The organism is Psychrobacter faecalis (assembly GCF_016107575.1).
GTDB classification, from domain to species: domain Bacteria; phylum Pseudomonadota; class Gammaproteobacteria; order Pseudomonadales; family Moraxellaceae; genus Psychrobacter; species Psychrobacter faecalis.
The window spans coordinates 88,226-112,777 of the sequence record NZ_JABAST010000003.1; the positions used below are offsets into that span (position 1 = coordinate 88,226).

The 24,552-nt window shown below is 43.8% G+C and carries 21 protein-coding genes and 4 tRNA genes; 11 read left to right on the forward strand and 14 right to left on the reverse strand.

Features of this window, described 5'->3' with window-relative positions:
* Positions 1-5 precede the first annotated feature (5 nt).
* Both JFC07_RS01970 and ygfZ read right to left on the reverse strand, forming a co-directional pair.
* Positions 6-1,331 carry a D-amino acid dehydrogenase gene (locus JFC07_RS01970; RefSeq protein ID WP_191690210.1) on the reverse strand — a complete coding sequence of 442 codons (1,326 nt, stop codon included), beginning with the start codon at positions 1,329-1,331 and terminating at the stop codon, positions 6-8.
* An 80-nt stretch (positions 1,332-1,411) separates the two neighbouring features.
* Positions 1,412-2,164 carry a CAF17-like 4Fe-4S cluster assembly/insertion protein YgfZ gene (gene ygfZ, locus JFC07_RS01975; RefSeq protein WP_087814739.1) on the reverse strand — a complete coding sequence of 251 codons (753 nt, stop codon included), beginning with the start codon at positions 2,162-2,164 and terminating at the stop codon, positions 1,412-1,414.
* Between the two features lie 346 nt (positions 2,165-2,510).
* Between ygfZ and JFC07_RS01980 the strand changes: the two genes are divergently transcribed.
* The 3 genes from JFC07_RS01980 to JFC07_RS01990 all read left to right on the forward strand — a co-directional run bounded on the left by JFC07_RS01980 (position 2,511) and on the right by JFC07_RS01990 (position 6,239).
* A complete protein-coding gene (locus JFC07_RS01980) occupies positions 2,511-2,864 on the forward strand; it encodes a zinc ribbon domain-containing protein YjdM (RefSeq protein WP_068405853.1) in 354 nt (117 codons plus the stop codon).
* A 76-nt stretch (positions 2,865-2,940) separates the two neighbouring features.
* On the forward strand, positions 2,941-4,242 hold the full coding sequence (gene hemL, locus JFC07_RS01985) for a glutamate-1-semialdehyde 2,1-aminomutase (protein ID WP_191690208.1): 1,302 nt from the start codon (positions 2,941-2,943) through the stop codon (positions 4,240-4,242).
* Between the two features lie 266 nt (positions 4,243-4,508).
* Positions 4,509-6,239, forward strand: coding sequence for an AMP-binding protein (locus JFC07_RS01990; RefSeq protein ID WP_068405801.1), 1,731 nt, complete (start codon positions 4,509-4,511; stop codon positions 6,237-6,239).
* 99 nt (positions 6,240-6,338) lie between these two features.
* Here the strand turns inward: JFC07_RS01990 and JFC07_RS01995 are convergent, their stop codons facing one another.
* Entirely contained in the window at positions 6,339-6,764 is a 426-nt protein-coding gene (locus JFC07_RS01995; RefSeq protein WP_191690206.1) for an Mpo1-like protein, read from the reverse strand.
* A 426-nt stretch (positions 6,765-7,190) separates the two neighbouring features.
* Between JFC07_RS01995 and ppx the strand changes: the two genes are divergently transcribed.
* The 5 genes from ppx (at position 7,191) to JFC07_RS02020 (ending at position 13,339) form a co-directional block, all read left to right on the forward strand.
* Positions 7,191-8,732 carry an exopolyphosphatase gene (gene ppx / locus JFC07_RS02000; protein WP_198327979.1) on the forward strand — a complete coding sequence of 514 codons (1,542 nt, stop codon included), beginning with the start codon at positions 7,191-7,193 and terminating at the stop codon, positions 8,730-8,732.
* A gap of 294 nt (positions 8,733-9,026) precedes the next feature.
* Entirely contained in the window at positions 9,027-9,830 is an 804-nt protein-coding gene (locus JFC07_RS02005; protein WP_068405795.1) for an acetyl-CoA carboxylase carboxyltransferase subunit alpha, read from the forward strand.
* A gap of 176 nt (positions 9,831-10,006) precedes the next feature.
* Complete coding sequence (tilS, locus tag JFC07_RS02010) at positions 10,007-11,617, forward strand: tRNA lysidine(34) synthetase TilS (RefSeq protein ID WP_198327980.1); 1,611 nt, start codon at positions 10,007-10,009, stop codon at positions 11,615-11,617.
* 168 nt (positions 11,618-11,785) lie between these two features.
* Positions 11,786-12,619 (forward strand): pyrroline-5-carboxylate reductase, encoded by an 834-nt coding sequence (gene proC / locus JFC07_RS02015; protein WP_198327981.1) that lies wholly within the window; start codon positions 11,786-11,788, stop codon positions 12,617-12,619.
* A gap of 150 nt (positions 12,620-12,769) precedes the next feature.
* Positions 12,770-13,339: a YggT family protein gene (locus tag JFC07_RS02020; protein WP_144296770.1), complete on the forward strand. Its 570-nt coding sequence runs from the start codon at positions 12,770-12,772 to the stop codon at positions 13,337-13,339.
* A 111-nt stretch (positions 13,340-13,450) separates the two neighbouring features.
* Here the strand turns inward: JFC07_RS02020 and JFC07_RS02025 are convergent, their stop codons facing one another.
* Positions 13,451-14,245: a hydroxymethylpyrimidine/phosphomethylpyrimidine kinase gene (locus JFC07_RS02025; RefSeq protein WP_198327982.1), complete on the reverse strand. Its 795-nt coding sequence runs from the start codon at positions 14,243-14,245 to the stop codon at positions 13,451-13,453.
* Between the two features lie 402 nt (positions 14,246-14,647).
* On the opposite strand from JFC07_RS02025, the gene JFC07_RS02030 reads away from it, so the two are divergent.
* The 3 genes from JFC07_RS02030 (at position 14,648) to JFC07_RS02040 (ending at position 15,900) form a co-directional block, all read left to right on the forward strand.
* Positions 14,648-14,737 (forward strand) — tRNA-Ser (locus JFC07_RS02030).
* 184 nt (positions 14,738-14,921) lie between these two features.
* Positions 14,922-14,998, forward strand: a tRNA-Arg gene (locus JFC07_RS02035).
* Positions 14,999-15,246: 248 nt separating this feature from the next.
* Complete coding sequence (locus tag JFC07_RS02040) at positions 15,247-15,900, forward strand: RDD family protein (RefSeq protein WP_198327999.1); 654 nt, start codon at positions 15,247-15,249, stop codon at positions 15,898-15,900.
* Between the two features lie 73 nt (positions 15,901-15,973).
* Here the strand turns inward: JFC07_RS02040 and panD are convergent, their stop codons facing one another.
* From panD to JFC07_RS02090, 10 genes are all read right to left on the reverse strand, one after another.
* Positions 15,974-16,354: an aspartate 1-decarboxylase gene (gene panD, locus JFC07_RS02045; protein WP_045443274.1), complete on the reverse strand. Its 381-nt coding sequence runs from the start codon at positions 16,352-16,354 to the stop codon at positions 15,974-15,976.
* Between the two features lie 153 nt (positions 16,355-16,507).
* The gene (gene pth / locus JFC07_RS02050) at positions 16,508-17,089 is read right to left on the reverse strand and encodes an aminoacyl-tRNA hydrolase (protein WP_144296768.1); all 582 of its coding nucleotides are present in this window, start codon (positions 17,087-17,089) and stop codon (positions 16,508-16,510) included.
* A gap of 207 nt (positions 17,090-17,296) precedes the next feature.
* Positions 17,297-17,980 carry a 50S ribosomal protein L25/general stress protein Ctc gene (locus JFC07_RS02055; protein WP_068404709.1) on the reverse strand — a complete coding sequence of 228 codons (684 nt, stop codon included), beginning with the start codon at positions 17,978-17,980 and terminating at the stop codon, positions 17,297-17,299.
* 299 nt (positions 17,981-18,279) lie between these two features.
* Complete coding sequence (locus tag JFC07_RS02060; RefSeq protein ID WP_068404706.1) at positions 18,280-19,227, reverse strand: ribose-phosphate pyrophosphokinase; 948 nt, start codon at positions 19,225-19,227, stop codon at positions 18,280-18,282.
* Between the two features lie 110 nt (positions 19,228-19,337).
* Positions 19,338-19,413 (reverse strand) — tRNA-Gln (locus JFC07_RS02065).
* Between the two features lie 242 nt (positions 19,414-19,655).
* Positions 19,656-19,731 (reverse strand) — tRNA-Gln (locus JFC07_RS02070).
* A gap of 187 nt (positions 19,732-19,918) precedes the next feature.
* Positions 19,919-20,446 (reverse strand): hypothetical protein, encoded by a 528-nt coding sequence (locus JFC07_RS02075; RefSeq protein ID WP_198327983.1) that lies wholly within the window; start codon positions 20,444-20,446, stop codon positions 19,919-19,921.
* A gap of 40 nt (positions 20,447-20,486) precedes the next feature.
* The gene (gene ispE / locus JFC07_RS02080) at positions 20,487-21,452 is read right to left on the reverse strand and encodes a 4-(cytidine 5'-diphospho)-2-C-methyl-D-erythritol kinase (RefSeq protein ID WP_198327984.1); all 966 of its coding nucleotides are present in this window, start codon (positions 21,450-21,452) and stop codon (positions 20,487-20,489) included.
* A 61-nt stretch (positions 21,453-21,513) separates the two neighbouring features.
* Positions 21,514-22,149, reverse strand: a complete 636-nt coding sequence (gene lolB / locus JFC07_RS02085; RefSeq protein ID WP_198327985.1) for a lipoprotein insertase outer membrane protein LolB — start codon at positions 22,147-22,149, stop codon at positions 21,514-21,516.
* A 227-nt stretch (positions 22,150-22,376) separates the two neighbouring features.
* Positions 22,377-24,299, reverse strand: coding sequence for a tetratricopeptide repeat protein (locus JFC07_RS02090; RefSeq protein WP_198327986.1), 1,923 nt, complete (start codon positions 24,297-24,299; stop codon positions 22,377-22,379).
* Between the last annotated feature and the right edge of the window lie 253 nt (positions 24,300-24,552).

The window sequence follows — 24,552 nt, forward strand, 5'->3', positions numbered from 1 at the left end:
TAATTTTAAGTTCCTAAACCTATAAAATCAAAGTCTACTTGCGGTGTCTCGCCTTGTATCAATAAACTGATCGCCTTTGCCGAACCACAAGCATGCGTCCAGCCAAGCGTGCCATGACCGGTATTTAGCCATAAATTATCAAAGCTGGCGTTTGTATTGACACTACCATGACGGACTTGACCATGATGCGCGCGTCCTATTAATGGTACATTTGATGGCGTCATTGGGCGCAGTCCTGTCCAATATTGCATAGAATTGGCAATGATACCTTTGGGAAATAACTGCTGTACGCGACGGGTAATGGCTGCACAGCGCGTGCTATTTAAATCCATATTATAGCCGTTAAATTCCGCCGTACCTGCGACGCGTAATTTGTCACCAAGGCGCGAGGTGACTAATTTAAACTCATCATCAATAAGGCTGACGAAAGGTGCTAAATGTGGCGCACGCGGATTGACTTGATAAGTAGCTGAATACCCTTTGGCAGGGAAAATCGGCAGATGGATATTGAGCGGTTTCATGAGCAATACGCTATAGCTGCCAAGTGCCAGTACATAATCGTCAGCGCTAAAAGTCTGTGCGTTTTTGCCCTTGGGGCGAATGGTCATACTATGCACGTGCGGGCGAGCAGAATGGGCGTCAGTATTTAACGTCAAAATGTCGGTATCGTATAAAAATTTCACGCCAGCATCGATGCAGCGCTGCGCCAAACGCTGGGTAAATACATGCGCATTACCCGATTCGTCACGGCTGGTGTAAGTGGCGCCTTTGAGCTTATGCGCGATAGGGTAAAGCGCAGGCTCAAGGCTAATAGCATTATTAATATCTATCACATAACGCTCACAGCCGAGCTCTTGCATACGCTCGGTTGGCGCGATGGCAGCATCAAACTCAACTTGGTTGGTATAAAAATGCATGATACCGCGCGTTTGCTGCTCGTAATCAATACCAATATCAGCACGCAGCTGCTGCAATGCTTCGCGTGAGTACAAGCCCAAACGCACCATCTGTACCAAATTGGCATCGGCTCGTTCTGCGCGGCATTCTTGTAAGAACTGCATTGCCCATTTCAACTGCGCTTTATCAGCTCGCAAGCGGTAGAGCAGCGGTGCATCTTCACGAAACAACCATTTAAGCGCTTTCATCGGCGTGCTCGGATTCGCCCACGGGGTTGCGTGCGAGACGGATATCTGCCCACCATTGGCAAATGAGGTTTGCATGCCAGCAGCAGTTTCGCGCTCAATGACGGTCACATCGTAGCCTGCTTGCCGAAGATACCAAGCGCTGGTCACGCCCACCACACCTGCTCCGAGTACCGCAATATGGGTCATAAATTGCTCTGCTGCATTTTAGTAAAAGTACTTTTTATAATACGAGTTGGACTGCGAAATAGACTATCAAACCTTTCCCGTTATTTTTGACGGGCGACATCTGCTTGTAGTGCTGGTGGTAAATCTAATATCGTAAGCTCACTATCGGCTAAATGCTCTGGGCGGGCAACAACCAATGCCTTAAAGCCATTAGCATTTATATCATCATCAGCAATGGCATTGACCACCTGAATTTTCTCTAGTTTATCACCTGCGGCTGGCACCTCGCCTGTGCCGCTGACATAATGTAAAAACGCTTTTGGCGCGGCTTTAAAGTAAATACGGGCAATAACTTCTTGACCGAGGTAGCAGCCTTTATCGTAGTCCATACCGCCGCGCTGATGTAGGCGCAGCTCTTGCGGCTGAAACTCGCCTCGTGTGTCCGCGACTATCCAATAATTACCCGCTGCAAGACTCGCCTGCATCCACGCTTGAGTGTCATCGATAGTATTATGCTCGTCTTTATGACTAAAGGTTGGCACTCCATCGAGTACGCAAGGATAAATGGGCGTTGGTGTACTGGTATCAAACTTTGAAAAGGCGCCAAACTTTTTAAGATGCGCTTGCAAAGCCTCAGCGCAATCGGCACTGATGACTACATCAAAATGCTTTTCGTCTTGTTTTTTAATCCAAAGGCCAAAATCGATACGACCTTTTAAATTGCTAAGCGCCGTTGCTTGATAGCTAAGCCCAAGCTTAGTGACATCAGAGGTTAGCTGCCCTTGTAAGAACTTTGCGGCATCTTCACCTTGAATGGTTAGTTGAACAAATTGTGGCAATGTTGATTGAGTCATTATTATTGTCCTATTTATGAGTCGCTATAGCCTCAGATATTAGGGTTAATACTGAGTGATTAAAGTCGTTATAAAACTTACTGTTAAAATAATGCGAAAAAGTCGTTATTTAAGTTTTTACCATCTTTTTAGTACCTAAAGACAAATGGTTATCAAATCAAATTTGGTTACAGCAGAGTACCACAAAAAACCACGTGATAAAAAACGTCCGCGTTAAGGGATAAGCGAATGTATCAATTAGTCACAGTTCTGTGTTTACAAGCGGAGCGATTGGTGAAAGCTGGCGAGTTACGGTACAATGTTAGCGTTAGAATACACCCAATTTATCACGGCTGACGAGGAAATTATGAGCTTACCCAATTGCCCAAAATGCGATGCTGAATATACGTACGAAGATGGTGCGTTACTGGTATGTCCGATGTGTGCTCATGAGTGGACCGCGGCTGAAACCGATGCGGCGCAGGCTGAAGCGCAAGATGCGGTCATTCGTGATGCGGTCGGTAACGAGCTGCAAGATGGCGATACCGTCACCGTGATTAAAGACTTAAAGGTCAAAGGATCATCAACCATTATCAAAGTCGGCACCAAAGCAAAAGGGATTCGTCTGTTGCCAGATGCCTCTGATGGTCATGATATCGACTGTAAACTCGATGGTTTTGGACCGATGAAGCTCAAATCGTCAGTGGTTAAAAAAGCTTAAGTTTTTGTTAATTAAGTGATTGTTAATTAAGCTATTGTTAATAAAATAACATCAAAAGAATAAGTAGAGACTAATTATGAGCACTAAAAATGAACAACTCTTTGCACAAGCCCGCAAACATATTCCTGGCGGCGTAAACTCACCGGTTCGCGCCTTTGCTGGCGTTGGTGGTACGCCTATCTTTATGCACCGTGCTAGCGGCAGCAAAATCTATGACACTGAAGACAATGCTTATATCGATTATGTCGGCTCTTGGGGGCCGATGATTTTGGGTCATGCGCATCCAAAAGTCATTGATGCGGTTAAAAAAGCAGCTGATGATGGTTTGAGCTTTGGTACGCCAACGCCATTTGAAACCACCGTGGCTGATAAGATTTGCGACATCGTCCCAAGTGTCGAGATGATTCGCATGACAAGCTCAGGTACAGAAGCGACCATGAGCGCGATTCGTTTGGCGCGCGGCTTTACTGAGCGTGATAAAATCGTCAAATTTGAAGGCTGCTACCATGGTCATTCAGACAGCTTATTGGTAAAAGCGGGCTCAGGGATGCTAGATATTGGCGAGCCGACCTCAAAAGGCGTGCCAGCGGACTTTGCCAAACATACGATTACCATTCCTTATAATGACCCGCAAGCGATTAAAGAGTGCTTTGCAAAATGGGGTAGTGAGATTGCTTGCGTGATTGTAGAACCAATCGCCGGCAACATGAATATGGTCATTCCGACCCAAGAATTCCATGATACTTTGCGTGCAGAATGTACCGCCAATGGTGCGGTGTTGATTTTTGATGAAGTCATGACCGGTTTTCGCGTCGGACTTGGCGGCGCGCAAGCGCATTTTGGCATTGACCCTGATTTGACCTGCTTTGGTAAAATTATCGGTGCTGGCTTACCCGTTGGTGCTTTCGGTGGTAAAAAAGAAGTGATGTCTTGTATCGCGCCACTTGGCGGCGTTTATCAAGCGGGTACGTTATCAGGTAACCCGCTGGCTATGCGCGCTGGTATCGCGATGTTTGAAGACTTAACCGTTGATGGTTTTTACGCCGAATTATCTGCGAAAGTAGACCAGCTTATTGATGGTATCCAAGCGGCGGCGGACAAGCATGGTATCAATCTGCGCACCAATAAACTGGGCGGCATGTTTGGGATGTTCTTTGTTAAAGACAAGGCGACAAACGTACCACAAAACTTCGATGACGTCACCGAGTGCGATATGGATGTGTTTAATACCTTTTTTCATGGCATGTTAGAGCGCGGTATTTATCTTGCGCCATCTGCCTATGAAGCGGGCTTTATGTCGATCAAGCATAGTGATGCAGACATTGAAGCGTCTATTAACGCCGCTGATGAGATTTTTGCTGAAATGGCAAAAGCGTAAATCATTTGGTTAAAATTACTTGTCTAAAATTTAAAGTTTAATGTTCTTTAGAATTTATATCTGCAACATAAAAACCAGCAGGATTATCGTGCTGGTTTTTTTGTGCCTGCGCATTAATAAAACGAATTTTTAATAAATGGTGGAAGTTTTTTAGGCTTGAAAATAATCTATAACCTAAAAGTATCCTTGTTCTAGAACCTATAATACAACGACTAAGTTGTGCTATTCTGAGAGCACCAATCACGTTTTAGCAAGGATGCAATTTGATGGATAATAGCTTTGAAAATAATGCGCCAAGTAGCCGTGTTCCGCCATTATGGCAGCGAGCTTACGAGCAATATGGCTTGGAAAATAATTTGGATGTGTTAAACGGTAAGGACAACCTGCTTGATTTATTACAACCAAAAATTGATCAGCACAGTAGCGCTATTGCTTTTAGCATGGGCGCTGCCACCTTAAATTTTGCTCAGTTAGATGTTGCAAGTCGCCGCTTTGCTGCTTTTTTACAAGCACAAAACATTCAAAAGGGCGACCGTGTTGCGGTGCAATTGCCAAATATATTGCAATATGCGGTGGTGCTGCTTGGTTGTCTGCGCGCAGGGGTAGTATTGGTAAATGTCAATCCGATGTATACCCAGTATGAGTTGGCCCATCAGCTGACAGACTCTCAAGCGTGTGGATTGGTGATTCTCGATGGTATGTCGGCAGCTTTCGATAAATTGGATGATGAGGTTAAAGCGCAACTGTCTTTAGTCGTACATTGTTCTATCAATCCGAGTGCTGAGCTTATCGATAATGATATTGCTATCCTTAACAGTATTCATTGTTCAACCGAAAATGACGGTGAAAATGAGCTTACAGTTGCAAAATCTCATCAAGAACGTTATGTGAGCTTTGCTCATATTATGCAAGCGTACCATGCAGATCAGTTTCAGCCACCGACCATCACGCGCGAAGACTTGGCGTTACTCCAGTATACGGGCGGCACAACGGGTAAGCCAAAAGGCGCGATGCTTACTCATTATAATTTGATGGCTAATATTTGCCAGTGTTATGCAATGTTTGGCAGCGTTGTCGAAGCAGGTCGCAGCGAGCAAATCAAGATACTTAACCCTTTACCGCTCTATCATATTTTCTCCTTCACGGTTTGTGGTTTACTGGGTATTTATGGCGGCTGGGAAGATATATTGATCACCAATCCGCGCGATATCGATGGCTTAGTAAATAGCATTGAACAGCATCAGCCGCATGTGATTCCTTCGGTCAATACGTTATTTAACGGCATGCTCCATCATCCAAAGTTTACCGAGCTTGATTTTAGTCGCTTGGCATTATCTATCGGTGGCGGCACCGCGATTATCAAAGCGGTATCTGACCGATGGCAGCGCGCTACAGGCATGATTATTAATGAAGGTTATGGCATGTCAGAAACGTCGCCGGTTATCTCTTTTAATCCACCAGGGATAGATAGCTTTAATGGTAGCGTCGGATTACCTTTAGCCATGATGGATATCAAAATCATTGATGAGCAAGGAGCCGCCTGCGCTGTTGGCGTGCCCGGCGAAGTGGGGATTAAAGGGCCACAAGTGATGCAGGGTTATTGGGGTTTGGATAATACAGAGACCTTTACCGATGATGGGTACTTTAAGTCCGGTGACATCGGCATGTTAGATGAAAATGGCTTTTTGACATTGATTGATCGTAAAAAGGATATGATTTTGGTTTCGGGTTTCAATGTATATCCAAATGAAGTGGAAGCGGCGCTGACGGAACATCCTAAAGTGCTCGAGGTGGCTGTCGTTGGCATTGAAGATGCGCACAGTGGCGAAGTGCCAAAAGCGTTTGTGGTTAAAAGAGATTCCAGCTTAACGGCTGAGGAATTGGCGGCGTTTGCCAAAGAGCGTTTGACCGGTTATAAGCGTCCGCAAGCTTACGATTTTATCGATGAGTTACCAAAAACCGCTGTAGGTAAAATACTTCGTAAGTCTTTACGCTAAATAGCTGCTAAATAATAGATTTTTGATAACAACATAAAAAACTGGGCTAGCGTCTTAAACTGGCCCAGTTTTTGTTTTTTCTGTTTATTATCAATAAATTTAACGCGCTTTATCGAACTTACGGTCTTTTAAGCTCAAATTACCGCGGAGCACGTCGGTGAACATACGAATATCACCAGCAAAACTTTGTAATGGGTATTTAAAAGTAGCAGGTTTGTTTTTCTCAAAGAAAAAATGCCCGACCCACGCGCAAGCATATCCCGCAGCGATGCCTTTAAGCAGCGGTTTGGCTGAGCGATTTTTGACAGACTTTGCTAAGCCTAATAAGCCAAAGCTACTACCCGCGAAATGCAAACGGCGGCAAGCCATATTTTGATGCTCATTTAGATAAAAGTCATAAAATTTATGTTTGGCGAGGTCTGCTACCTTGATAAGCTCGCCATTACTTTGTTTATTAATATGAGTATCGGCACTTTCAGTTTGGGCAGCTTTGTTTTGTAAGGTTTGGGTAGTAGTTTGATTCATGGTTTTGCTTCCTTGCAAATTAGTTGTTTTAAATAAAGATGAGTATTCAATCGCAAAATTGGTCGCTGCTTTATGTAATGAGCTTATATAACCAATGTTTATAATATAAGTAAGTGCCTGTTATCTATTACAATATACCGGCTAATTATGAGATTCTAACGCATTTTCAATGTAGCAAACCGATGGTATTAAGACAAGCGTTAGAGACTGACTTTAAGGTTCTGATTTAATCATTGTTTAGCCAGTATTTAATTGAGTTTTCTTAGATATTTGGATGTTTTTGCAAGCTGTGTTTAGCGATGGTAGCCGCTGACTTGCCAGCGTTTGGCATAAATGCTTTAATGGCAAAACTTGCTCATATTTTTTATTTTAAAAGCTTGAAAGCTTTTAAATACCACTTTATCTAATACGGTAACAATCTCACTTATGCCCAAAGACTACCTAAAAAATCCACCACTTGCTGAAGATGAAATGATGGCCGCTATTGATATCGGCTCCAACAGTTTTCATCTGGCGATTGCGCGTCTCGACCACGGTGAAGTGCGAAAAGTGGTGTCTATGTCTGAAAAGGTGCAGCTCGCTGCCGGACTCGATGAGAATAATATCTTGGGCGCGGCGGCTGAAAAGCGCGGTCTTGAATGCTTAAGCCGCTTTGTGGCGCGTTTGGATTCGGTGCCGCCCGAGCGTATTCGCGTGGTAGCAACCAACGCCCTACGCCAAGCAAAAAACGCCAATGACTTTATTACTCGGGCCAATAAAATTTTGCCCAAACCGATTGAGATTATCGCTGGACGTGAAGAGGCACGTTTGATTTATTTGGGCGTTTCGCATACCAATGCCAGTAGCGATAAGCGTTTGGTTATTGATATCGGCGGCGGTTCGACAGAGTTTATCATCGGTCAAGAGTTCGATCCGTTATTGACCGAAAGCTTACAAATGGGCTGTGTTGCTTTTACCCAAAAGTATTTTGCGGACGGCTTAATTACCAAAGAAGCTTTTAATAATGCCATCTCAGCGGCGCGCAAAGAAGTGCTGGCGATTAATGGTCGTTACCAAAAAACCGGCTGGAGTAGTGTGGTTGGCTCAAGTGGGACGATTAAAGCGGTGCGCAACGTCCTTGTGTCAAAAGGCTGGGCAGATGAACAAGAACGCATCACCTATAAAGGTGTTAAAAAGTTAGAAAAATTATTGCTTAAAATTGGCAACGTCGATGACATTGAATTAGAAGGCGTCAAAGAACACCGTAAAGCGGTTTTCCCAGCGGGCGTTGCGGTATTGCGAGCGGTGATGAAAGTGCTCGGCATTGAGACCATGGTGTATTCAGATGGCGCGCTGCGTGAAGGCGTTATGTACGATATGCTTGGACGTTTTGCTAGCGAAGATGTGCGTGACCGCAGTGTGCTTGCGCTGATTAAACGCTACTCTGGCGATAAAAAACAAGCCAAACAAGTGGTCAAAACCAGCCGCAGTTTATTTGAGCAAGTCAAAGAAAAGCTCGGACTTAGTACAGAAGATGGTGATTTACTTAGACGAGCAGCGTCATTACATGAAATCGGTTTAGCAATTGCGCATAGCGGCTATCATAAACACAGTGCTTATTTGGTTGAATACTCTGATATTCCAGGGTTTTCGCAGGTCGATCAAAAACGCATGGCGCAGCTGATGCTCAATCATCGCCGTAAGCTCAAAGCGGATATGTTAGAGCAGGCTTGTATAATCGGTGGCGATTCGCTGGTTTATCTGTGTTTGCTGCTACGTTTAGCGGTGCTCGCGCATCATAGCCGTAGCGAGCATGAATTACCAAAACTGGCGCTAAAAGTGATTGACAATAACCGCTGGCAAATTACCGTTGGTGAAAGTAGTGAGCACTATACTTTCTTATTGTCAGACTTGCATACGGAGATTGAGCAGTTTGCTAAATGGGGCGTAAAGCTGAGTGTTGTTGATGGAAGTATGGTTGAGGCATAAGGGCTGATTGCTCATACTGTTTCTTAATGCCGACTCTTAATACTGATTCTTAATACTGATTCTTAATACTGATTCTTAATGCGAAGCCGTTACTATTATAATAATGGTGCTACGGATTAACGTAACAAAAGCGGCGTTGTCAGTAATGCCATGCGATTTAAGATGTGCTACTATAGCTTCTATTGAGTTTACAACTGTACTTTCATTATTTGAGAGTCGATAATAACAGTATTAACTAACACAGCCATTATTAACCATCACCACATTATATAGAATTATGAAAGGGAAGCGTCTATGAGTACCGTCTGGGATAGCGTTCAGCTTGCACGGCATGCCAAACGTCCATTATTTATGGACTATGTCAATCAGCTGTTTACCGAATTTGATGAGTTGCATGGCGACCGTGCTTATGCAGATGACAAGGCTATTCTTGGTGGTCTTGCGCGCCTAGATGGTCAGCCTGTAATGGTAATTGGTCAGCATCGTGGTCGTAGCACGCGTGAGCGTATCGCACATAATTTTGGCATGGCAAACCCCGAGGGTTATCGCAAAGTCATTCGTTTGGTCAAAATGGCTGAGCGCTTTAATATTCCGGTGATGACCTTTGTCGATACCCAAGGTGCCTACCCCGGAATCGGTGCTGAAGAGCGCGGCCAAGCGCAAGCCATTGCTGAAAGTATCGCCGTGTTCTCTAGCCTTAAAGTACCTGTTATCGTCACTATTATTGGTGAAGGCGGCTCAGGTGGCGCATTGGCAATTGGCGTTGGCGACAAAGTAAATATGCTGCAAAACAGTATTTATTCAGTCATTTCTCCTGAAGGCTGTGCGTCTATTCTGTGGAAAACTGCGGAAAAAGCCCAAGATGCCAGTGAAGCATTAAAACTGAATGCCATTAACCTTTATCAAATGGGCCTAATTGACGCAGTTATCGATGAAGGCGAGGGTGCTCATCTTCAGCCGCAGCCAGTCATGACGGCGCTAAAAGCATTAATTGTTGAGCAATTAGATGAGCTTAAAGATATGGATGCGGATGAGCGCTGCGAGCTGCGTTATGAGAAATTGAAGTCCTTTAACTCAGAAGTGATGTTGCCTTGCTAAGCATTTATATGAAAGTATATTGCTAAGTTACTTAGACTTAGCTTTTAACGACATCGCTTTGCGCTTAATGTTAAAATAAAAACGTGTCATTTTATGGCGCGTTTTTTTTGTGCCGACTTGTTTATGTTTTAATTGATTGATACGTAAATAAAACCACTCAGTAAATAAGAACGATTATGACCAGTAGCGCCATTCTTCCACACGCCATTGAAACAATTGCAGAACTGCCTGTTGATACTGTTCTAGCAGAGGCATTGTTAAGCAGTTTGGCTGAATATGGCGAGCAACTACATGGTCGGCGAATTTGGCTGGCGTGTAGCGGGGGGCGTGATTCGTTGGCATTAGCAGCGCTATGTGTGCAGCTTTATCGCCACGGTAAACTGCCATTTTTGCCGCAATTACTGCATGTCAATCATCATCTGCAAGCGGCTAGTGGCGCTTGGGCGCAGCACGTTGCTAATTGGGCGAAGGCGCAAAATATACCCTGTCGAATTTTACAGGCGCAGGTCAATGGTCGAGATGAACAAGCCGCACGGCAAGCTCGTTATGATGCGATGCGAAGGCAACTTAATCAAGATGACGTTTTATTATTAGCTCATCATGCCGATGACCAAGCGGAAACGGTTTTAATGCGTCTGATTCAAGGCGCTGGGGTGAATGGTTTGTCTGGTATGCAGCCGTGGCGCATTCAAACGCAGGGCACACATCGCATAGTATTATGGCGACCGTGGCTGACTATCAAACGCGCCACTATCAGCGCCTATACTCAGCGTTTAAAGCTGCCATATATCGACGATCCAACCAACGATGCTGGTGATAATGTGCGTAGCGGCCTACGTCGAGACATCATGCCGATATTGGCGAGCTATAACTCCAACGTTATTGATAATATTGCCCGTAGCGCGCAGTTATTAAGTGACGCGCAATTAATAATCAATGCCCAAGCAAGCGAGGATTTGCAGCACACAGAGGTTGCCTCATTACAGCTGCCGCCTGCCCAGCGCGTGCTAAATATAGATAAATTGCAAAAACTACCGATTTATCGTCAGCGACAATTATTGCATCATTGGCTTGGTCAAGATGAGCCATTACCGACAGCCAAACAGCTCGTTGATGATGTGTTAAGCCTAAGCCAACGTGATGATAATGACCATCAAACGGCGCTATTTTGGCAAGGTCGCAAGCAGTCGTATACTGTTCGCCGTTATCGTCAACAGCTTTATCGTTTAAGTAGTGATTGGCTCAAGTGGTTAGAGTTGCCGCTTGCCAAGCAGACTCAAACCTTATTTAATTTTACTGAGTCTAATCTTATTAAGGCTGATGTTCAGGCAACTGGCAGACAACCTGTTGCAATTAATTTACGTAATGAGGATAAATTTGCTTGGCAATTAAAAGTTTTGCCAAATGAAGTAATTCAGCTATTAGAAAGCTATAACGTAGAAAGCGATACAGATAAGCTTAAGATTACCTTTGCGCCATTAGAGCGCAATCAGCGTGTGCAAACTGCATTAGCATCACGTTCACAAGCGGGCAAAAAGCTCTATCAAACTTTAGGTATTCCATCATGGCTGCGTGAGAATTTGATCGTGGTGAGTGTGACTTTGATAAATAAAGAAAGTAGTGAAAATGGGCTTTTAGAAAGTGAGTACCTAATAGAATTGCCTATTTTATTAATATCGCCTTTTGCAAGTTGGGCGTTGAATGCTGCGCAGGCGAATATTAGTGTAGATGTAAAACAGCTTGTCGCATTTATCAACAGCCATTTAACTCTGCATAAAACCTGTTAAATAATAAATATGGTGCGTTCTATAGTGATAATTACTTAAACAGCAACGCCATTACTGAGTCTTTCAATTTATCAAACGACGCCAGTAGCAGTATGGTAAACTGAGTGTCATTTTACCTATCATTATGTTAGTTTGAGTGCCTTTGCATTTTTTGAATAGGAGACACGTATGTCAGTATTAGATAATAAAAAAATCAGCTTTATCGGTGGCGGTAATATGGCGCAGGCTTTGATTAGTGGACTTATCAGCTGCGGCGTTAAACCGAGTCTGATTACCGTTGCTGATCCGAGCAGTGATGCGCGCGAGCAATTGGCTGCTAAAGGATTGAATACGGTCGATCCAACGGCCGATGCAAAAGCGGCGGTTATCGGTGCTGACATCGTGGTATTGGCAGTCAAGCCGCAAGTCATGAAAGTGGTGGTCAGTGGTTTTGCTGACGTTTTAGACACGCAGCTGGTGATTTCAGTGGCAGCAGGATTATCGACTGCGCTGTTATCAAATATGCTAGGCGGCTATAGCAATATTGTTCGTGCGATGCCAAATACGCCAGCCATGATTCAAATGGGTGCGACTGGTCTGTACGGTACGGATAATATTTCTGCCGAACAAAAGCAATTGGCAACTGCGGTAATGGAAGCGTCAGGTCTGGTCATGTGGGTCGATAATGAAGAGCACATGCATGCGGTCACCGCCGTATCAGGCTCAGCGCCCGCTTATATGTTTTACTTTATCGAAGCGATGGTCGATGGCGGAGTCGCGTTAGGATTGGATAAAGAGCAAGCTTCAGCGCTAGCGATGCAAACCATGCTTGGCGCGGCGAAAATGGCGCTGGGTAGTGAAGATGCACCAAGCGAGCTACGCCGTAAAGTCACTTCACCAAATGGTACCACCCAAGCAGCTATCGAGTCCATGCAGGCCAATGACATCAGCCGTCAAATCGTTGAAGCCATGCAAGCTTGCGCCGATCGTAGCCAAGCGCTAAGCGAAGAGATGAGTAAATAGTACTGAATAGCTAGTACGCTATTGATAGGGCATGTCGCGGTTGATGAGATGCCTTATTAATAATTATAAGAACTTAAAGTCATAAAAATGCCTGATAATGACATTCGTCATCCTAAAATCCGTTAATAATGTCACCTTGAGTAGCACTTCATGAACAACCTGTTATTGCAAATTTTTGATTTGATCACCACCTTCGCCATGATGTTGGTATTTATCCGTTTTATGCTGCAGTTTGCAGGGATGGATGCCAGCAACCCTATGATTGCGCCTGCTTATAGAGCCACCCATATCGTTGATGTATTTGGGCGTATTTTCCCCACCGTCGGCCAAGGTCGTATCAGTATTGCTGCCATTGTCTTGATGTTTTTAATTCGCCTGATTGATATCTCTGGCAAGGCGGCATTGACCCATAAAGGTATCGCGCCTGTGCCGCTATTTTTTACTGGTACTATCAGCTTGATATTAGACTTTTTACGCATGTGCCGCTATCTGGTCATCGGTTCTATCATTGTCAGCTGGATTGTGGTGTTTACCCAGTCTCAGCATCCGATTATTGGTATTATTATTATGTTGGCTGAGCCAATTTTAGCGCCGTTTCGTCGTATTACGCCAAATTTGGGCATGATTGATTTATCGCCAATGATTGCTTTCTTTGCCTTTTATCTGCTGGAAATCTTTATCGGTGGCTTAGCATCTAGCTTTATGCCGATGTTGGGTTAGGCTGGCTTAATAAAATTCTTAGATTTAAAAAACTAGCGATTCTATAAAAGATACAAAAGGCGCTCTATATTTTATAGAGCGCCTTTCTTTATTTACCATCTATAGATTGTTCTAAAATTCTACAAAGCGATTGGGTATCAATTGAGCGTTGGCATTATTAGGGTGCGGCGCATCAGCGGCACGCAGCGTTTGGGTAATCCAACTATCTGCCGCTTTTACCGCCTCAACAAGCGCGTCACCCATCGCCAAACGTCCAGCGATAAAGCTCGCTAATGAGCAACCAGAACCGTGAAATTCACCCTTTAGGCGCGGTAAAACGCTTTTATGCACCATCTCGCCTTTAATATAGAGATACTGCTTGATATCACCGCTGGTAAAGTCGTGTGAAGTTTTGACCAATACCGCTTGAGTGCCTTGGGCGCATAGTTTTTGCGCACCAATATGCAAATCTTGCTCGCCGCTTAAGGCGCGTAGCTCATGCGTATTTGGGGTGATTAAGGTCGCATAGGGCAGTAGTTTTCTAAACGCCGTTACCAAGGTTTGTTCATCGCCCAAGCTGCCACCGCTATTGGCAACCAATACCGGGTCGAGGACAAATGGCGTGTCACATGCGATAACCTGTTCGGCAAATAAACGCGTCAGCATGGCGATATTGTCAGTGGTACCAAGCATACCTGACTTAATCACGCGCACAGGCAAATCATCGAGCACGGTGGTCGCCTGCGCTGCTACCAAGTCGGCCGCACAAGCCTCAAAACCAAATACTTGCTGCGAGTTTTGAATGGTGATCGCCGTACAAGCGATAGCGGCATGGGCACCTGCTTGACCGACTGCCTCGATATCCGCTTGTAATCCAGCACCACCTGACGGATCCAATCCTGAAAAACACAGTACTACCGGTCGCATAACCCTTCCTTTTATTTATCCTATAATGAATGATAAATACTATAGCCATCCATTGCCCAAAAAGCCATAGCCAGCAGATTTTGGTAAATATAATCAGTGGAAAGTAATATCAATATATCAGCAATGCCGTAGCGATTTTGGGATATTTTGACTATAAGTAATAAAACCTAAAAACTCGGAAACTCACCGCTAAATGAGATATTCCTTATGACTAGAGAATGATAAAACCATTTAAATTAACAATTATGACAAAAGCGGCATTAAATCTGTAGACAAGGCTTGCAATTCGTTTCGGCTTTGTTATAATACTCGCCCACGGCATAAGACGTATCATTAGCATCGATACTATGTTTAGAGAAATGGTTTTTATAAAAATATTTTGATAAGTGTCTTAAATCGTTCGGTGAAGTGGGTGAGTGGCTGAAACCAGTTCCCTGCTAAGGAACCATACGTGTAAGCGTATCGAGGGTTCGAATCCCTCCTTCACCGCCATTTATTCAGTTGTTATAAAGAGTAATGACGCAAAAATAGCGTTAATAATTTTTTAGTTTAGCATTCAAAAATAATTTGAATTTAATTAAAAAATAAGTTGACACAAGCGAGATTATCTATATAATAACCAACCTAATTTACTGCAATTGTTTTTGAATAATTCAGTAGATAATGTGCAAAGTACGCGCTTGTAGCTCAGTTGGATAGAGCACTTGGCTACGAACTAAGGGGTCGGGAGTTCGAATCTCTCCAAGCGCACCATTTGCATACTAGCTTACTTGTTTATTTAACTATTAAGCTAAAACTAAATTAATCGCCTGTCTTATGACAATTTGGCGATTTTTTTATGTCTGTCGTTTTTATAGCAGTACAATCTTACCTTGTTATTTTTTCCTAAATTCAAATCTCCTGTCTTTATAGCAAAAGTCTTGTCTTATCATAAGGTACGCTAAGTGCCTGAATTACGGTACAATGAGCGCTCTATTTTTCGCTTGTTATGGGCTGGTATCATGTCAAAATCGTCACCAAAAGCTGCTACTAAAGCAAAATCGCCACGCAACAACTCAGCGCATCAAGACTCCGTTGCCGAAGAGGCAGTGATTGCCAAGCCAGGCACGCGTATGGCGGCCATCCTTTATGATGGTATGTTGATTTTGGCACTACTGTTTTTGGTTGGTACGGTGCTGACAGTAATTGGTACGCTATTGACGATGGAGACGGGCACGCAGTCACAGCAAGCCAGATCGCTACCGACATGGTATCAAAACTTTATTATGACCCCTTCGTTTATCCTGACGCTGGTGGGCTTCTACGGGCTATTTTGGCGCCGCGGTGGGCAAACACTAGGTATGCAAACGTGGCGCTTAAAAACGGTCAATAATGATGGTGACCTGCTTACGTGGGGGCAGTCGTTCAAACGTATCTTGGCGGCGAGCCTGATGCCGCTGATATTTGGACTCATCGGTAGTGTCATCGGTGGTTCACGCGCTATCTTATTGACCAGTGCTTTTTTGGGCTTTGTTTTCAACTATGCCTTTTGTCTGTTTAATCGTCGCGGTTTGGCAATACAAGACATGCTATCAAATACCATCACTTTAAAAATGCCGAAAACAGAAAATGAAGGGCTATGGCGGGTGATTAGAAACCGTAAGCAGGATAAATAAATAGCATAAAAAAAGCTGAATCTTAATCAGATTCAACTTTTTTATTGATCACTTAAATAGCAGTCATGGATAATTAAGCCACTTGTACCGGAATGATATTGGCAGTGTCTTTCACGGTATTGTCTTCGTTGCAATACACCAGTTTTGGCTGATAGGTAGCGGCTTCTACTTCATCAAAATGGGCATAAGCACAAATGATGACGATATCGCCCAGGTCTGCCATATGCGCGGCGGCACCGTTTAACGAGATAATGCCAGAGCCCGCTTCAGCGCGAATCGCATAGGTGCGAAAACGCTTGCCATTGGTGACATTGTAGATATCGATAGATTCGTTTTCACGCAGACCAGCGAGGTCTAGTAGGTCACCATCGATACCGCATGAGCCTTCGTAGTGCAGTTCAGCATGGGTAACACGGGCGCGATGTAATTTGCACTTGAGCATATTAAGTAGCATAGGTTGCTTCCTTAGGGTAACTGATATAAATGAACCAAATCAAAAACTTAATGGGGACAGGGTAAGTAGAATAAAAGTTATTTGCCTAAAAGTCACGGCTAAATTTACGCTTTGGCGATTTAAATGACTTAAATGTTTGCCATCAACGGCAGATTATTCTGGTAATTTAAAGCCATTAATCTGCGAGCGCGCTTTTTCAATATCACCATCTAATAATAACGGTAAGGCGTCAAAAGCAGCACTTAACGCGCTATCGATAGCCATTTGCTCATCAGGCGCCGCTTTCGATAATACGTGACCGCTGACTTTAGACTTGTGACCCGGATGACCGATACCGATACGCAGGCGATGAAAGTCGTTGCCAATGTGCGGGGTGATATCACGCAGACCATTATGACCACCGTGTCCGCCGTTGGTTTTGAGCTTGATACTGCCAGCGGGTATATCGAGCTCATCATGGGCAATCAGCAGCTCATTATTGTTAATACCATAAAAATTGACCATCGGCACCACCGATTGACCAGATTTATTCATAAAAGTCAGAGGCATGAGCAGGCGCACATCGTGACCATGAATTTGCCCGCGTCCCGTCACCCCGTGGAATTTTTTGTCAGGGGCGAGGGCAATATTAAACTGCTGCGCCAAATGATGGACGAACCAAAACCCGGCATTATGACGCGTAAACATATACTGCTGACCAGGATTACCAAGACCGACAATAAGCTTTATGGCCATAAAAACACCCTGCTTAAATTTAATAAATAAGAGATAAGGTTTGAAAAGTAAGATGAACTGATCGTGCTTATCCTACTTTTTAAACCTTCTTTTCAAACCTCAGTTACAAAAACAGCAGGAGATATTCATCACCTGCTATTTTTTGACTAAACCAATCTTTTATAACCGAGCAACCATAAGGCTGCTATATAAGCGTTATAAAGATTATTATTCAGCGTCTTTGTCTTCAGGCTCAGCACCTTGCTCAGTAGCAGGTACGTCAGCTGCATCAACTTCGTCAGCGTCTTCGTCAACTTCTTCAACTGTTGGTGGCTGCATGTTCACAACGGTACGGTCGTGCGCATCTTCCATGTCAAGATCAAAGATAATTACGCCTTCAGGCAATTTGATGTCTGATAAACGGAATAGATCACCGATTTCCATGCCTGATACGTCGATTTCTAAGTACTCAGGTAATTGTGATGGTAGGCAAACGATTTCAACATCAGATACTAGCGTAGATAAGATACCACCCGCTTTCGTACCTGGCGCTTCTTCACGACCAGCAAAATGTAGCGGTACGTGCATGTTGATTTTTTGACCTTTCACAATGCGCTGAAAATCTGCATGCATTGGGAAACCTTTAGCAGGATGGCGCTGCAAGTCTTTGATAACGACTTGTTGCTCATCACCTTTATCGGTAGTGATGGTCAAAATTTGTGAGAAAAACGCTTCATATTCAAGCGATTTTACGAGCTCGTTGATTTTGATAGAGATAGCAGTTGGTTCTTCACCACCACCATAAATGATAGCAGGAACTAGGTTCTGCTTACGTAGGCGGCGGCTCGCACCTTTACCTTGTTGTTCAGCAGAGCGGTCAACTGCGTTGATTGCAAAATGATCAATAGCCATGGATATAATCCTATAGAGAGTATGTGAAGTATCTACCAGCAATAACAGACTTGCGACCAGTCTATCACCGGATAATCAATACTTTAGAAAGTATCAATCATGTCGCTAAGTATAAAATACCCAAAAATAATAGGGGTTAACGAATGATGAATACAGGCGCGCATTATACGTGATTCTTTAACAATAATAAAGACCTAGCTAAAATAGCGCACGCCAGTCTTACATAAAAAAACGCCAAGTCATTAAACTTAGCGTTTTTAGTAATATATTTTTTAGCGAAAGAAAATCTTAAGCATTAATTAGGCATCAAACATAGCGCTGATAGATTCTTCGTTATTAATACGACGTAAGCTTTCAGCCAGCATTGGAGCGATACTTACTTGGCGGATTTTGCTACAGGCTTTAGCCGCGTCAGACAATGGAATGGTATCAGTTACCACAATCTCATCCAATTCCGATTCGCTGATGTTCTTTAGCGCATTACCCGATAGGACAGGGTGGGTAATATAAGCGAGTACGCGGCGAGCGCCATTTTGCTTTAAGGCTTCAGCGGCTTTGCATAACGTACCTGCGGTATCAACCATATCATCAACGATGACGCAATCACGGTCACGGACATCACCGATGATGTGCATCACTTGTGATTCATTGGCACGGGCACGGCGTTTATCAATAATCGCCATGTCGGTATCGCCCAACTGCTTCGCCATCGCGCGCGCACGTACCACACCGCCGACGTCAGGTGAAACCACCATGATATTGTCATAATCTTGTTTTTTAAGATCGTTCAATAAGACAGGCGTACCATAGATGTTATCAACTGGGATATCAAAGAAGCCCTGAATCTGATCTGAGTGCAAATCAACGGTCATAACGCGGTCAATACTAACGATGTTTAGCATGTCAGCGACGACTTTGGCCGAGATAGGTACACGTGCTGAACGCGGACGGCGGTCTTGACGGGCATAACCGAAGTATGGCATGACAGCAGTGATCCGGCCAGCACTAGAACGACGCAAGGCATCGGCCATCATCATGATTTCCATCAAATTGTCGTTAGTCGGTGCACAAGTAGGCTGCATGATAAACACGTCTTTGCCACGTACGTGTTCTTTGATTTCCACGGCAATTTCGCCATCAGAAAAACGCGTGATGTCAGCTTTACCAAGAGGTATATGGAGATGATCGGCTACGGTTTTTGCTAATTCTGGGTGGGCATTACCCGTAAAAATCGCCAAATAAGGCATGACAGAAGTCCTATTGATTAACTCAAGCAGCGACCGCTAAGCAGTATCAAACTGCTCAAATTTAGAAAAGAGTATGGAAAACTATTGATGACTACTATTACAGTAAAAAATGGCAGGGGTAGCTGGACTCGAACCAACGGATGTCAGGATCAAAACCTGATGCCTTACCAACTTGGCTATACCCCTGTAATGTCTAGGCTGTGTACGTCGATATCTAGGCATAATTTATACTAAATTACGCTTAAAATAGCGTCACGACCTGTTCGTTATATTATAAACAGATAAACTGTCTACAATATAACTTTTCCCTAACGGTGTTCATTGCGAACTATACCGAAACTGGGATAACGTTGTCAATGTCAATAAAATAAGCGTTTATTTAAAAACGGCTTATAATGACGACATATCGAACGCTTTACACTTAAAAATGGCAGGGGTAGCTGGACTCGAACCAACGGATGTCAGGATCAAAACCTGATGCCTTACCAACTTGGCTATACCCCTATTGAGGCGACCTATTATAAATAAATATTTAGATTTTGCAAGTCATTTGCGCCTTTTTATGGCTTTTATTATAAATAGGTCGAAAATAAAACCGATGTTGAGTTAATGGAAATTTATATATGGTCTTTATACTCATTTTATTTATACGCTATAAGTAGGGTTTGGCCTCAGTTTGAGCTTGTATAGGCTAATGTTTTGGCAAATTTGTGGTGTCCATAAACTGTGAACCCAAAAATACGATATATCTATTTTCCAAGCATTTAGGGTTGGCTTGTTGCTCGAAATTATAATCGTAACTAGGGTCGTATTTCCCGCCGCTTAAGGGTCCGTTAGTAAATAGCTCAGTGTTCAAAGGTATATCAACGCCATTGGCGGTCAGAGTCTGGGTCTCCTCATTCCAAGTGGTTATGCCATGAGGAAACACAGGAACGTTAAGCCTATCATTGTTTTGGATAAGCAAACAGCCGTCTTTCATAACCAAAATGCCGCCCATAGCTGGTTCTATTTCCGCACCATGTTTATATGAATAAGTAAAAAACTGGGCATAGGGCTTATTCTTAAAATCGTTAATACTGCTATCACTGGCCATATTATCGATAGATACTTTTGGCGCAGATAACGTGACGTTTTGAGTATCAGAATTGTTGGTGCAGGCTGTCATGGCTATTGAAAGGGCCAAAATACTTATTGATAACGTAAAAGAATTGCCTTTCATGATAAATAACCTTTAAGCGAAGAAAATCATATTATTAATTCTATTTAACTTGTAGATTCCCCACTACGTACGCCGCACAAGGCGCATTGTTAACCCACTTTGCCAACAGCGTTTTATCATCAATAATACTCGCATCCAATGGTAAAAATACCGCGCTACCAGAGCCGGTCATCCGAGCTGTGCCAAGTGCCTGTGATTCTAACCCTTGCAAATACCGTAACGCTGCATCGACGGCAGGGGCGATACTGGTGACGACATGACTAAACACATTTTGATAAGGTGTATTTAAACGTTGCACATAGTCATTGGTCTGGCTTTTGATAATGTCAATGGATAGGGCGTCGATATCTCGTTGTAGCTTTGGATGGGCGAACAGCTTAGCCGTGTTCACATGGGCGTTTGGGGTTAAGACTAAGTACTCTTGCTCGGGCAAATCAATGGCGGTCAGCTCCTCGCCAATACCCATAGCAATGGCATCTTGCCCAAAGATAAATATCGGCACATCGGCGCCGATAGTAGCAGCGATTTTTATCAGCTCATTTTTAGTAATGTTAAGCTGCCAAATCTCATTTAAGACTAATAAGGTCGTTGCGGCATTGGATGAGCCACCGCCTAAGCCTGCACCCATTGGTAAATGCTTATCCAAGGTGATTTGCACTGATTGCAGCTGCTTAGGTAGTCTGTCAGCTTGAAGAGCAAATGCTAGTAACGCTTGGGCGGCTTTAAAAATCAGATTGTCATCGATACTACTGGTTATGGTGTCGGCACCAGCAAGCGTTAGCAGCTGATGACAAAGCTTAGTAGCGTCGAAGGTTTTATCTATAATAGAAAATACTGCATCGTCTACAAACGTAAAATGCAGATAATCGCCCCAGTCAAGCAGGCGAAAGACGGTTTGCAGATTATGATAGCCATCAGCGCGCTTACCAGTGATATGCAAAAATAAATTAATCTTGGCCGGTGACAAGCGCGTGATAACTGATGTTGCGGTGGTGCGTTCAGTCATAAATAAATGTCTTTATGAGTTGTAAGTAAAGATAGTGTTTTCTACTGTCTACATAAGGCTATTATTTTTGATGATCGATAGTCATCACTACTTTATTGCCTTGTGACTGTACGGCACTGATTTTATTTGGCAATTTGTCGTTGCCTTTATAACTAAAGTTCGCTTGCCATTCACCATTGACCGAACTAATCAAACGGCTTTGGTCATCAAGCTGTGGCGCGCTGTCTGAAGGCGCTGGGCGACCCGATATCCAATACGGCATTTGTGAAATCGGCGCTTGCCAGCCTGTGGCTTTTTTGAGCAAGGTTTCAGGGTCATCAGCGGTTAAAGTACCGGTTTTTTCACTGACTAAAGTCGCCGACTGACCATTATACTCGATATTGGTTTTGCCAATGCCAAGCGCACCAATCAATTCGATAGCAAAACGGTCATTTTGTTGTCCCCATGCATAAAACGCACTGCCGCCTTGGTTTCCTGAATTGTCCTTACTAGGTGTGGTAACGCCGATTTTGCCCGTGATATTAAAGTTCTCAAGCTTTTTAGGTTGTTCAGGTTTCTGACCTTGTACCGTGCCGATAGGCTGGTTGGTAGCATTAGCGGTTTTTAATGATTGGCAACCAGATGTGATAACGAGCGCGGCGGTTAAAGCGCTAAATAGCGCCAGTTTATTCGGCTGATTTTTTTTTAATACTGACATGATATATCCTCAAAAATAGACAAGTTTTAAAAGTAACAAGTTTTAAAAGTAATAGATTTTTTAAAAGATTAAATAAAACAATAAACGCTTAGCTTAAGCATGATTTGTTACGCGCTGATGCATGGCTGTTCATTTCTTATAACTGGCTTGTAGTTTTTATCGCAAACGTTTTTATTTTTAATCGTATTTTATGATGAGTATTCAATAAGCTTTGAGCAAAAAGCTGCTTAATAAAGCTGTATACGGTCATTGACGTTGCGCTGCCCAAATGAAAAACGCTCTTGTAACTCAGCAAGCAACGCCTCAACTTTTTCATTATCGCCTAGCCCTTGATAAGCGCGCAGCAGTAGCGTGCCAGAACGCAGGGTTGGAAAAACGTCGTACGGGGTTTGTAGATAATCGATGACTTGTTGATAATCTTCGTTCGCTAAAGCATTGGCGGCGAGTACGTTTAACGCTTGCAAATGCAGCTCATTGTCATAGCGCGGGTCATCATAACGGATTTGAATGATAGCTGTTGCTAGCGCCAAACCTTGCTTGGAGCTGCGTTCATTGGCGAGCAATAACTGCGCATAGCTAAGCTGATAAGCAAGGTTGGTTGGATCGAGCGTTTGCAAATGGTTCAATAAGGTACGTTTGACGATATAATCGTCTTTGTCGTCAAGCAGCTGGGCGCGGGCAAATAGCAGCATCTCATTATTAGGATATTTGCGGCTGGCGCGCGTTAATAACCGTAGCGCTTCCTCGGATTCATTTTGCTGCCATAAGATATCCGCTTGCATGACAAAGCTGTCAGGCGCGAAGATGCTAAAGTCTTTACGCAGCTTCTCTAAAGTAGCAATGGCTGCATCGACGTCGTCATTTAGCAGCTCAAACGACACCACTTTTCGCCGCGCTTCTAACACCAAGTCCTCTTGCATCACGCCATTGAGATAGTATTTTGCTTGCTCAAAGCGCTGTTGGCGCTCGGCACTGATGCCAAGGTAGTAATAGGCTTGGTCAAGATAAGCCGGATTTTTAGCCAAGATATTCAGCAGCTGATCGGCGCTGGCGTATTCTTCAACGTCCAAGCTCACCAGCGCGGCGAGCAAAGTGATTTCGTCATCATCAGCAAAGCGCCCGTGTGCATCGAGTAATAGCTGCCAAGCCTGCTCGCTTTGCCGCAAATCGAGTAAATAACGAATCTCATATAAGTATAAGCTCTTGCTATCAGGATTACGTAGGCGCGCTTGGTTAATATAATCAAGCACGGCTGCTGATGGCTTGGTCTTGCGCAATATGTCGGCTTTTAAAGTGATAAAAGGCACATAATCTGGCTGACGCGCAAGGGCGCGATCGATATGGACAATAGCAACCTCAGGCTCATCAAATTGATACAGTAAACCAGCCTTTAATACCGAAAGCGAAGCGTTCTGCTCGCTATCGATAGGTTGCAAAGCGGCAAGCAACTCGCGTTTGTCTTCATCGGTATTGGGATAAATGCCAATCAGTATTTCGCTCAGATCGGCGCGTGGGTCGTAGTTTAAAATGCGATTTAGAGTGGCGCCCGCCAATTCATAGTCGTGCGCGCGCAGGGCCAAATGCGCCACATAAAACCAAGCGGGCACGTGGTCGGGGTTTTGGTCTTGCCAAGTTTTGGCAAAGCGCAATGAATCCTCAATGCTTTCATTACGTAAAGACAAGCTTAGGGCGCGCTCAAATACCGCGGTCGCATCTTGCTTAAAAGATTGCTGCTTATAAATAGTTAGCGCGCGCTTATTATTATCGCGATCTGCGGCAAACTCGGCATCCAACAGCGCGTATAAACTTGGCTCACCAAGCTCAGATTGTGCTGGGCTAAATGCTACTAGATTGCTTACAGAAGTATCGGTTTCTGCTAGCTGAGACTGCTCAGTAGACGGTGGTTGAGAAGGTATTTCATGAGCAGTATGACCAATGATATCGCTTTTCTTGGCTGGTGAAGTTGTAGGCGAATTGGCCAAATCAGTGTTTAATATGGGAGCGGTCAACGCCGGGCTGACATACTTGGCGTGGGCGGGTAATCCTAGGCATAGACAAATGGCCAACGACAAGGTTAGCTTATAACGCTGGCATAGGCGCTCTATGGTGGCTTGCAATAAGGCGCGGAGGCGAGATTGATCATTATACATAGGTTGCAGTCTAAAGGATGACCCAAAAAATCTAGCGAGCAATATTTCCCCATTAGCCCACTTGCATTCTAACAGGAGGATTTTATTGTCATTATTTTAAATAAGTATTCGTCATTACCATTATAAGAGCAGATGAAAGCGATAAACAATAGCGCCTATGTTACTCAAATACTAACAATATTTAGGCGATTAATTAATGACGATAAATGACTTTAAGTAGCGTTCAATAAACTCTGATAGCTTAAACATCTGC